Annotated in this window: 6 protein-coding genes; 2 read left to right on the top strand and 4 right to left on the bottom strand. The window is 40.9% G+C overall.

Translation table 11 applies throughout. The features are described 5' to 3' along the window. The 4 genes from G4P69_RS33210 to G4P69_RS33195 all read right to left on the bottom strand — a co-directional run. A partial coding sequence (locus G4P69_RS33210; protein ID WP_208354100.1) for a caspase family protein occupies positions 1-1,142 on the bottom strand: 1,142 nt, incomplete at its 3' end. 234 nt (positions 1,143-1,376) lie between these two features. After that, positions 1,377-1,970 carry a WD40 repeat domain-containing protein gene (locus G4P69_RS33205; protein ID WP_208354102.1) on the bottom strand — a complete coding sequence of 198 codons (594 nt, stop codon included), beginning with the start codon at positions 1,968-1,970 and terminating at the stop codon, positions 1,377-1,379. Continuing rightward, positions 1,939-2,415: a caspase family protein gene (locus G4P69_RS33200; protein WP_208344530.1), complete on the bottom strand. Its 477-nt coding sequence runs from the start codon at positions 2,413-2,415 to the stop codon at positions 1,939-1,941. Before G4P69_RS33200 ends, G4P69_RS33205 begins: the two co-directional genes overlap by 32 nt. Before the next feature lie 160 nt (positions 2,416-2,575). Continuing rightward, the gene (locus G4P69_RS33195) at positions 2,576-2,827 is read right to left on the bottom strand and encodes a hypothetical protein (protein ID WP_208344529.1); all 252 of its coding nucleotides are present in this window, start codon (positions 2,825-2,827) and stop codon (positions 2,576-2,578) included. A gap of 801 nt (positions 2,828-3,628) precedes the next feature. On the opposite strand from G4P69_RS33195, the gene G4P69_RS33190 reads away from it, so the two are divergent. Together G4P69_RS33190 and G4P69_RS33185 are read left to right on the top strand one after the other, a co-directional pair. Then, positions 3,629-7,114 (top strand): caspase family protein, encoded by a 3,486-nt coding sequence (locus tag G4P69_RS33190; protein WP_208354096.1) that lies wholly within the window; start codon positions 3,629-3,631, stop codon positions 7,112-7,114. An 85-nt stretch (positions 7,115-7,199) separates the two neighbouring features. Next, a complete protein-coding gene (locus G4P69_RS33185; RefSeq protein WP_208354089.1) occupies positions 7,200-10,220 on the top strand; it encodes a CHAT domain-containing protein in 3,021 nt (1,006 codons plus the stop codon). Positions 10,221-11,347: the final 1,127 nt, after the last annotated feature.

The following is an 11,347-nucleotide window of genomic DNA, read 5'->3' as shown; positions in this document are numbered from 1 at the left end:
ATTGGAAACTCACCAGGACGAAGCGGTTCAAGTACTTGCCACTGATTCTCCATATCATTTTCTAAATTAGGAATTAGCCCTGCTTTCACTAAGCTTGACTTGCCAGTACCAGAAGCCCCCAGAACCACCGTTAGTTGGTGTTGCTTGACAAACGCACTCAAATCTTTTACTACCTCTTGCCTTCCAAAAAACAGATGGCTATGGGCTTTATCAAATGGTTTTAGCCCTCGATATGGATTATTCTCCTGATTGAGTGGCGGTGCGGGCGGTAGGTTTAACTCATGACCGGGAACTAGAAAAATATACTCCCCCTTATCATGTTTACTGAGTTGAAACAACCCAGGGGTTTGGCGTTTATAGAATTTTTCTGTAGTCGTTTCCAATTCGTCGCGCAGATAACTATACAGTTCTGTTGCTGTAATCACTCCATCGCCAGCTGGTTTACCATTCTTTGCTGGTGGATTGGTATCTGCACCGCCACGTAACGCTCTCAAAAGCGCTGCAGCAAAAGGCGAGTGCTGGCCTACTGTTCCACGACAAGCCAAAAAATCTAAAGCTTTTTGGTCATGAGCCGCAGAAGTAATTACTTGCCACGCTTGGTCACTGATAAAGCGTTCATAGCGCTCTTTGTAGACAGTTTGGGAAGGTAGAATGTCTCTTTTAATACTCGACCACCGGAATGCCCCTGCAAAACAGCAGTCAAGGATAGTCAATAGATGTCGGCAGGGTAGTGAAACCAAAGCGTTGTGTAATTCCTGCATCAGCAGGTAGGTACTAACATTACCTGCATGAGCATTATAAGGTATTAGGTATCCAGCTGGTCCATCTGCACTTTCCAACGCATCTAAAACGATACCATGTCCAGCAAAGTAAAACAGCACTCTGTGGTTCTTGCTAACCGACACTGTTTCCTGATCAAGGGGTATTGTCTGCATCTGGAGGGCAGCAAGGAGTTGGACAAGTTCTTCCAGACTAGCATCTTTTAGTAACCGGACATCATAGTTGTGATCTTGTTTGAGAATCCGGGCAATTTCTATTGCATCGGACACAGCAGTCTCTAGTCTTGGTATGCCATTTGAGTAATTATTAATACCAATAATCACCGCTAGATTGCGTTGAAATTCATACTTGGACTTTGGCATACATCAATAGATGCTAGTAAATTTACAGCGAGCAGTTTGGAATTACCATTAACTACAGATATTGAAGCACTGTTTTCGGAAAAAATCTGAAGACTTACTTTTTTGCGACTTTTGTTGTTATCAGCAATTGCTGACCGAGTTGTTCCTTAAAAGAGGTTGTGCGATCATACGCTTTCAAAAAGAAACTGTGCTATGGTACAATCGCTACCTTTAAACAGTCCAACGTGATTATTTCTAAGGTTGTTGTGTCCAAACGTATTTTTGACAAACTTTGCAAGCCTGCTTTTCCACTTCCTGTTTTGGATTTCTAAAGACAGGATGGTAGAGAAGTCGGGTACAGCAGACATCCAGCCACGCTTTCCAGCCCTCCCCCCGCCACAAGCGCACTGTGTTGTCAGAACTACCACTGACAATGTATTGCCCATCCGGACTAAAGGCGACAGAGTTAACAAAACCCTCATGCCCTTCAAATGGTAGACTTATCGGGTTGCCTTGGGTGTCCCACAGGCGCAAGGAGCGATCTCTGCTACCATTGACAATCTTTTGAGCATCCGGACTAAAGGCAACTGATGTGACAACATCTTCATGTCCATGGAAAGGTACACCAATGAGGTTACCTTCAAGGTCCCATAAGCGTAATGTTTTGTCCTCACTGCCACTGAGAATTCTCCTCCCATTTTGGCTAAAGGTGACAGAATAGACAGTACTCTGATGTCCAATAAAAGGTTTGCCGATGGGTATGCCGTCGATGTTCCATAATTTAACCGTGAGATCATCACCAGCACTAACAATGGTATTACCTTGGGCAAGGAAGTTCTGCAAGAGCATCACGCAATTTTTTCATTGGCAGCAATACCTTGCTAATTTTCTCAAAATCTGTCTCTAAGAAAATACCTCCATTAGCGTCTTGTGGTGCAAGATAAGCAACCAAATCTTTTGTATCTTCTAACCCATCTTTCGGTATAATACCATGACCAGCAAAGTAGAATAGAAGCCGATCATCTTTTCCTACTGGTATCGAACCGTCAAGTAAACGGATAGTCTTCTGTTTGAAGGCTTCTAGTAAATCACTCAGTTTATCAAAAGTCGCGGATGCGTCTAGTAATTTTAGCACATTGTACTTGCCGTCTTTTCTGGTATTATCTTGGAGAATTTTGGCAAGTCTTTCAGCATCAGGAACAGCGGTTCGTAAACGCGGAATCCCATTTACATAGTCATTAATTCCGATAATAACAGCAAAATTATGGTGAAAATCATATAAAGATGTAGACATAAACACTTTTTTAGCTTTGACTTATACTGCTATTTTTATTACCACCATGTCCGGTATAGTAATAGTTGGAGACTACTTTAACTTATGCAGACTCACTCAAAGGAATCTGAGCACAAGAGATGTTGTGTATAATGTCTCTTATGCCCAAAAGATGTGACTTTTATCTTTGTTGCGTCAGCGCTGCAAGCAAGGCTTGTAATCCAACATCAGTACTGAAATAGCTCATGTGGTCACAAGCCACTTCTTGAATATGGGGAGGAAGCGATCGCCAAACTTTTCGGTCTACTGAAATTACCAGAGGGGCTTTTAAATTGGTGGTAGTCAATAGAGGGTTGAGAAAACTTAACTTTGAGACTGAGCTTTTATTGAAAAAAGGACGCCGTTTTTCTAAGCACTGCGTCTCGAAAAACATCTTTTTTTAAGTGGGTTTTAAACCCACAACTGAAGCTTTTAGGGTTTGGGGTCACCCTTCCATCCAGATGCAGTAATTAGAGAAAATTTTGCTTCCTTGTCCGAAATCTCCCCAAGCTATCTGGTAGTATTTATCAGAGTGCTAAATATAAATTGGGGGGAAATTAGCGAAAACACTGTTGGCGAAGTCAAAAAACGCTCTTGTTTGGGTAAGTCAGTTCAGTAATGAACTTTGACGGGTCTGGACATGGTTTATTTCATTGCAACTAGATAAATTTTACGAGTCATACTAAGGCATCATGTAAAAATAAGTTGTACAAATTTTATTTCCGAGAGATTGCAAAATCTGGCTTCCACATAAAAAATTGTTCATATTATTTTTACACAAATCCTAAAAGTCAGTCACAAGTCAGTAATCCTCAGGCGGTAAGTCAGTATGAGGTGCGGTTTGATGAATATATCAGGTTCAAACAAGTAGAACTGACGAACATAGGACTTACGCACTATACAAACCAAACATTGTATGTATTAACGGATAATGGTTGTTTCAAAGCTGTAGGGGCGAATGGCATTCGCCCTTACAATGGACGGGAACACCCAATTATGTGGAGAAATTCCCCGTTGAGGCGTTATTAATTCCTTACCCCATATCTAATGATTTCTGTCAATGCGTAAGTCCTAGAACAGTGAGAATACCAAGTTCAAGGCTCTGGTGAACGAGATTTTAGCTGACTGGGATGCCGTGATACCGTGTTTTCATAATCCGCTCACAAAGAGGTATTTAATTAGAAGGAGTGACATCATGGTTAGTAATTCTCCAGAAGTTGGGATTCGCAATTTATACGCTTTGCTTGTGGGTATCGATAATTATCCCAATCCCAATGATCGCCTCCAAGGTTGTGTAAACGATATTACAGCAATCGAAGAGTATCTTAACGAACGATTTGACAAAGAAAAATACCAACTGCACTTACAAACACTTAAAGATGAGCAAGCAACCCGTGAGGCAGTTATTAATGGCTTCCGCAAGCATCTTCGTCAAGCTGGAAAAGATGATGTAGTTTTGTTTTACTACAGTGGTCATGGTTCCCAGGAATTAGCACCAAAGGAATTTTGGTACATAGAACCAGATCATCTGGATGAAACTTTAGTATGCTACGACAGCCGTACCGAGAACGGTTGGGATTTGGCTGATAAGGAGTTGGCAAAACTAATTGCGGAAGTGGAAGAAAAAGAGCCACATGTTACCATTATTCTCGATTGTTGCCACTCTGGGTCCGGCACCAAAGACCCCACAAAAGAAACTAAGGAACGTCGGTTAGATACAGACAAGCGATCGCGTCCATTGGATAGCTTTATTTTTAAGCTGGAAGATTTAGAAAAATTATTAGGTATCCGTGACCGTGACCCAGAGAAACACCCCACTGGTTGGAAAATACCTAAAGGTCGTCATGTGCTTTTAGCAGCATGTCGAGACTATGAAAAAGCAAAAGAATACACTAGCAAGTCTCGGGGTTATTTCTCTTATTTTTTGATGGATACACTTGCCAAAGCCAATGGAAAGCTGACTTATCGGGATTTATTTGCACGCACCAATGCAATAGTCCGCACTGAAATACCAGATCAGTCTCCGCAATTGGAAGTAAATCACATCGAGGATGGTAACAAATTTTTCCTCGATGGTGTGATCGCAGAGGTTGAACCATACTTCAATGTCAAGCATGACAAAACCTCTGGCTGGGTGATTGAAGGTGGTGCTGTCCACGGAGTACAACCACCCAAAAATGGCGAAACTACTTTGTTAGCACTATTTAAATTTAATGCTAATAACGACGATTTGCACGATCCCTCAAAATCTGTGGGTGCAGCAAAAGTGACGGATGTATTGCCAACTAAGAGCAAAATAGAGATCGAAGGGGTAGAAAATCTGTCTCCTGACGACACTTATAAAGCAATTGTCACCAGTTTACCACTACCGCCTTTAGGGGTGTACTTTGAGGGAGATGAAGCAGGTGTAAATCTGGCGCTTGAAAAGCTCAAAACAGCCGGACTTAATGGTAAGCAACCCTCAGCCTATATCCGCGAGGAACAAGAACTTGGCAAAGCAGATTTTCGCCTGTTGTGTCGCAATAACCAGTATTTAGTAACCAAACCGACAGATGACCGACCCCTAGTAGCTCAAATTGATGGTTACACCCCAGACAACGCAGACAAGGCAATTAAACGCTTAGAACATATTGCCCGGTGGACAACAATTGCTAAACTTGCAAATACTGCGGCAAATCAGATTAAAGCAGGTGACGTGAAGATGGAGTTCATCTTTAAATATGAGGACTTATCTCAATCAAAGCAGATGCGTTTACAGTATAAGTATAAAGATGGTGAATGGCAGAAGCCAGAATTTCAGCTTAAACTCACCAATACAACGAAAAAAACACTTTTTTGTTCTTTAGTTAACCTTTCAGACAGTTTTGCAATCAGCGCTCCTTTTTTTGATTCTGGTAGCGTCAGGCTTGCTCCAGGAGAAGAAGCTTTTGCTTTAGATGGTAGAGACTTGGTACTCTCAGTACCAGACGCTTTCTGGGAACAAGGAATTACCGAATACAAAGATATTATTAAATTGATTGTTAGTAATGACGAGTTTGACGCAAGATTACTAACTCAAGGCAAACTAGACGCACCTCGTCCACCCATATCACGGGATGTAGATTCTCAAAATCAAAGCAGCCTCGGGCGTCTGATGAATCGAACCCAAAATCGTGAAATTGAAGCCAAAAGTACAGCGCAATATGACGATTGGTACGCTGAGGAAATCACAATCACTACGGTTCGCCCCTTAAATTCTACCCCTATTTCTAAGGAACAGGAACAACAACTAGCACAGGGAGTTACATTACAACCTCATCCCAGCTTAATTGCAAATGTTCGCCTAAACACCACACCGCAAGTGAGCCGAGATTTGGGAAATAAAATTGTCCCCCCTATCCTGCGGGAAGATCCAAGAGTGACTCAACCTTTCCAATTTACTACCAGTCGCGGTACAGACCCAGGATTAAGTGTATTGGAACTAAGCGACGTTACAAACTATGAAGTTGTCACCGCAGATGCACCTTTAAAATTATTAGTTGATGGACAATTAGCAAACAATGAATACCTGCTGCCTGTGGGTTATGATGGTGAATTTTTCTTACCCTTAGGTTCTGGAAAACCAACTACAAATGGCAAAATAGAAATTGATTTGGAAAGATTACCAGCCCCTGTGAGCAAGGGAGAACGTAGTTTGGAAGGTTCCATTCGCATCTTCTTTCAAAAAGTCATTAACCAGGGTTTGGGACGAGAATTCAACTACCCGATTTTAGCAGTGGCTGAAGTGGGAGAGGATAAGAAAGTAAGTTATAACCGAGATGAGAATTATGTCAAGCAGCAGGTAAGGCAAGCAAAACGAATTGCCCTCTACATCCACGGAATTATCGGCGATACTGAAAGTTTAGTGTCTACAATCAAACAACCCGTATTGCAACCAGATGGGCAAAAGTCTTCCATCAGCGAACTTTATGATCTAGTTCTCACCTTTGATTACGAAAATCTGAATACTAATATTGAACAGAATGCCCAACATTTAAAACAACGACTAAAAGATGTGGGTTTATTAGAAAATCACAGTAAACAACTACACATTATCGCTCATTCAATGGGTGGTTTGGTATCTCGCTGGTTTATTGAGCGAGAAGGAGGTAATCAAGTTGTCCAACATCTAATTATGTTGGGTACGCCAAATGCAGGTTCTCCTTGGGCTGTGGTGGAAGATTGGGTAAAATTGACTCTAGGTATTGCACTCAATCGTCTTTCTGTAGTCGCTTGGCCTGCAAATGTGGTAGCTATGTTGATGGGTGCATTAGAACAAAATATTCGGGTAGCCTTAGCCCAAATGAACCCAAGTTCTGATTTTATCAAATCGCTAGCCGAGAGTGGCGACCCTGGGATTCCCTACTCAATTATTGCTGGTAATACCTCTATTATTCCCGCAGCACTGGAGGAGCAAGCACCAGAAAAATCCATCATAGAACGGCTACAACAACGTTTATTTAAGAAAGTTGTAGAATTGCCCTTTTTTGGCACACCCAATGATATAGCGGTCAAAGTGGATAGTATCACCAGTATTCCCACAGCGCGCTCGCATCCTCCCTACATTCAGGAAGTCCCTTGTGACCACATGAGTTACTTTCTGGACGAACCAACTGATGTTGGGTTAAAGGCTTTAATTGCAGCGATCGCACAACAGAAATAAACCGCAAAAAGCCAAAAGTTAGGCGTTCTACAGTCTGGCTTTTGTCTCAATCAATTTTACGTTCATTGATTGGAGAGATACATTAATGTTTCAAGATCATTTAAACTTGCGCATGAAGTATATACTAGCAAACCCAAACAGGAAAGACAATCTTCAGCAAATTTATCAATTACTGGCAAGGAATACAGACAAAGAACAGGTGATATCTTGCTATCAAGAAGCTCTAAAAACTTATACTTTTGAAGATTTTCCCGAACAATGGGCAACGACGCAAAATTATCTTGGTGTGGCTTATCATAAAGTAGGAAATTTAGAACAAGCAATCTGTTGTTACTTATCTGCTTTAAAGGTATACACTCGTGAAAGCTTTCCCGAACAATGGGCAATAACGAAATATTATCTTGGTGATGCTTACGGTGTAAGAATCACAGGAGATCGGTCTGAGAATTTAGAGCAAGAAATCATTTGCTACCATGATGCGCTAAAAGTTTATACTTTTGACACTTTTCCTGAACAATGGGCAAACACGAAAAATAATTTTAGTCACGCTTACCGTGAAAGAATCAGAGGAGAGCGGGCTGAGAATTTAGAACAGGCAATCACCTGCTGCTATGACGCTCTGAAAATTTATACTTTTGATGCTTTTCCCGAAAAGTGGGCAATGACGAAATATAGTCTTAGTAATGCTTACCGTGAAAGAATCAGAGGAGAGCGGGCTGAGAATTTAGAACAGGCAATCACTTGCTGCTATGACGCTCTGAAAATTTATACTTTTGATGCTTTTCCCAAAGAGTGGGCAACAACTAAAAACCATCTGGGTTTGACTTACATTGAAAGAATCAGAGGAGAGCGAGTTGAGAATTTAGAACAGGCAATCACTTGCTACCAAGAAGCTCTAAAAATTTATACTTTTGATGCTTTTCCCAAAGAGTGGGCAATGGTGCAAATAAACCTTGGTAAAGCTTACGGTCAAAGAATCACAGGGGATCTGGCTGAGAATTTAGAACAGGCGATCTCTTATTCCCAAGAAGCTCTAAAAGTTTATACTTTTGACGCTTTTCCCGAAAAGTGGGCAATGGTGCAAAACAATTTAGGAATCTTCTCCCGTAGGCTTACTACCTTGAGGAATATAGGAAATTTTCAAAAAACAATCGACTATTACTTATCTGCTTTAACTGTACACACTCGTGAAAATTTTCCTGAATACTGGGCAATGACACAAGTAAATATTGGCGCTGTCTACTTATCCCAATACCGAATTAATAAGGAGAGAACAGAAGATTTGAAAGCAGCAATCGACTGTTACTTATCTGCTTCAAAGGAAGTATTTACCCGTGAAGCTTTTCCTCAAAAATACGCAGAGGTTCAAGACAATCTAGGTAAGGCATATAAAGAAAACCAACAATTCAGCGAAGCCTATACTGCCTTTGCTGCTGCTATTGATATCATAGAATCATTTCGTCAAGAGATACTATATGGCTCGGCAATAGATGATGATAAGAAAAAGCTTGCTGAAGAATGGAACCAGCTATACCAAAGCATAGTGGAAGTTTGTCTGGATTTAGCTAAAAATGAGCCACTATACTATGTAAGAGCTATTGAATATATTGAACGCAGCAAAACTCGCAATTTAGTTGAACTTATCCTCGACCGTGACCTCAAAACCATCTTCCCTTCAGAAGTTGCCGACCAACTAGAACAACTCCGAGACAAAATAGCCAGTGGTCAGTATGAAATCCAGAATAACACAGCGGAAAATCCAAAATTATTAGCCCAAAATCTCCAACAACTACGACAACAACGCCAAGAATTGCAAGACCGCTACTTACCAGTTGGTTCTGGCTTCAGATTTGACAAATTCCAGCCAACTTTGGCTCAACACACAGCGATTATAGAATGGTATATTACAAACCAGAAAATTCTCGCTTTTGTTGTCAAACCTAACGGACAAGAATTAACAGTCTGGGAATCTCAACCAGAAGACTTAGAATGCCTGAGTAATTGGGAAAATGAATATCTGCAAGACTACTATACAAGAAAAAACCAATGGCAGAATCAGCTAGAAAAACGGCTGAAGCAGTTATCAAAAATCCTGCACATAGAGTCAATCTTAGAGCAAATACCGGCCCACTGCGACAGATTAATCCTCATTCCCCATCGCTTCTTGCATCTGTTACCTCTTCATGCTTTACCTGTAGGGGAATCATACCTAGTTGACAAATTCCCTTTGGGTGTAGCTTATGCACCTAGTTGTCAACTCCTGCAACAAGTGCAACAGCGTCAACGTCCTGATTTTCAATCCCTGTTTGCCATTCAAAACCCTACAGGAGACCTTCAATTCACCGACCAGGAAGTAAATAGCATTTTGTCTCTCTTTCCCTCCCACCAAGTATTATCCAACAGCCACGCCACCAAAGCAGCCATAGATCAAGCTGTGCCACACCTACAAGAGGTGGATTACCTTCATTTCTCCTGTCACGGTCACTTCAAGACGGACTCACCTCTAGATTCTTTTCTGCTACTAGCAGATGCTAAAGTTTCTTCTATTCCTATGAATGCTGACCCCAAACAATATTTTGAAACTTCTAAAGGCATCATAGATTTAAGCAAATGCCTCACATTGGGTAATCTTTTTGAGCGAGGCTTTGACTTCAAAAAATGCCGTCTTGTAGTTCTTTCTGCTTGTGAAACAGGCTTGATAGACTTTAATAATAACAGCGATGAATATATCGGCTTACCCAGTGGTTTTCTCTATGCAGGTAGTTCCAGTGTGGTAAGTAGTCTGTGGACAGTAGACGATATGTCTACAGCATATTTGATGATTAAATTCTTGCAAAATCTCAAAGCTGCTTTTGATGGGGGTGAAGATGTTTCGGTTGCAGTGGCACTTAACCAAGCCCAACATTGGCTACGGAATATTACTTGGAAAGATTTAGAAGAGTGGGCAAATCACTTGCAATTAGATAGTAGCAATCATCCTGAAGCTGAGCGTTCGATGCGTCAGATGCGTGAGATTCTAGCAAAGAACCCTCGACGCAAAAATATTGATGAAAAACTATTTCAGTCTCCTTATCATTGGGCTGGATTTACTGCTATTGGCAAGTAAAGTGGGTTCTAATTTACATTCAGTAGAGCGAAAAATTTGGCGATCATCAAAAAATAGTAGCCTGTGATACAGTTTTTCAAGAATTCAAAAAAGTTGATCGTTTTTAATGAGTCGTAAAGGAAACTTATGAATTTGCCCCCAAAATCAACCATTACTAGTCCTACGTCAAACACACTTCATTAATTACCCCATAGTTAAGTAGGTAGGCGGGAAAAAACAAAACTATGTTAAGATAAGTAAATACGGAAAATGTACTTACCGAGGTAACGAATGTTATGGGCGCTCGCTTAAGGGTATTCCTCACGCGTGAGCAAGACCAAACCCTGTTAAACCTGAGAACTCCGGATGTACCACAGAAAGTTAAAGACCGAGCAGAGGTAATCAGATTAAACGCACATGGCTGGTACGCCCTTGAAGATAGCCGCTCACTTTAACTGGACTCCACAAACAGTAAGAGTTGTTTTACATAAATCGCAAAAACTGGGTCTGGAAGGACTTTGGGAATTACCAATCAAGACCAAGTCATAAACGCTGTTTAATTTTACCGGCTCACATCCGTTGATTCACCTGACTTGAACAACGCTTAGGTCTCGTTGATTAATGGTCGCCATTCCTCCAATTATTGGAATCCCTTATTCTTATCCCCATTCAAACCCTGTGAACGGTTACCATTCTCTCATCTTTTCTCCTGATTTTATTGTCAAGACCTTACCAATTTCAAATTGTTGGCATTTTTTAATACTGTTTATATTTTTTACTAAAAAATTACGTGTTTTTATTTACAAATACAATGTTATTTTTTACACTAATATTTATGTGACAAACTGAAGTGCGGAATGTGGGACATAAAAATATTCAGCATACCGTTCGATATAGACAGCTATCCCTCGAACCGTACAAAGGACTACAAAATTCTTATAGGGAAGCGATCGCTAGCTACGACCGTGTCCTCCTACTTGCCCCTAATCACACCTATACTCTCAACAATAAGGAGATTGTGCTGGCGAAATTGGAAGACCTACAGGGGGGGTAAGAAGCTGTTCGCTAATATCTACTGAAATTTATTTAGGGTTTATTCTCCTACCAATGCTAGTCCTGATTCATCACCCGTTCAGATAAATACATCC

It is taken from the genome of Aetokthonos hydrillicola CCALA 1050 (assembly GCF_017591665.1).
In the GTDB taxonomy this organism is placed as follows: domain Bacteria; phylum Cyanobacteriota; class Cyanobacteriia; order Cyanobacteriales; family Nostocaceae; genus Aetokthonos; species Aetokthonos hydrillicola.
The sequence above is the reverse complement of the archived record's forward strand: the minus strand, read 5'-3'. Positions and strand labels throughout refer to the sequence as shown.

Bases quoted from the DNA above. Each gene is read 5' to 3' on its own strand.
- G4P69_RS33205 (WP_208354102.1), bottom strand. From the start codon at position 1,970: ATGCTCTTGCAGAACTTCCTTGCCCAAGGTAATACCATTGTTAGTGCT.
- G4P69_RS33195 (WP_208344529.1), bottom strand. From the start codon at position 2,827: ATGTTTTTCGAGACGCAGTGCTTAGAAAAACGGCGTCCTTTTTTCAAT.
- G4P69_RS33190 (WP_208354096.1), top strand. From the start codon at position 3,629: ATGGTTAGTAATTCTCCAGAAGTTGGGATTCGCAATTTATACGCTTTG.
- G4P69_RS33200 (WP_208344530.1), bottom strand. From the start codon at position 2,415: ATGTCTACATCTTTATATGATTTTCACCATAATTTTGCTGTTATTATC.
- G4P69_RS33185 (WP_208354089.1), top strand. From the start codon at position 7,200: ATGTTTCAAGATCATTTAAACTTGCGCATGAAGTATATACTAGCAAAC.